Raw genomic sequence first — 277 nt, forward strand, 5'->3', positions numbered from 1 at the left:
CGCACCACAGCGCCCGAGGCGTCGGGCCCGGTGGGGGCAGAAGCGCCCCCGGCCACGCCGCCTGCCGCGGCACATGCGCCCGACGCCCCCGCTACAGCGCCATTGCCCCCCGCGGTCGCGGGCAAGGTGCCGCCTGCGGGCAGCGCCAAGGCCACCACTTCGGCAGACCCCTTGGGTGACTTGGTCAAGGCCAAGTCCAAGTCTGCCGCCACGTCCAGCGTGGACCCGTTCGATTATTTCGTGCAGGCAGGCGCCTTCCGCGCCCAGTCCGACGCCG

General features: G+C 73.6%; 1 pseudogene. It reads right to left on the bottom strand.

Going from position 1 to position 277, the window contains the following annotated elements:
• Nucleotides 1-188 (bottom strand): annotated as a pseudogene (locus B2J89_RS22580) (hypothetical protein); the annotation flags it as partial.
• Between the last annotated feature and the right edge of the window lie 89 nt (nucleotides 189-277).

It is taken from the genome of Acidovorax sp. SRB_24 (genome assembly GCF_012931925.1).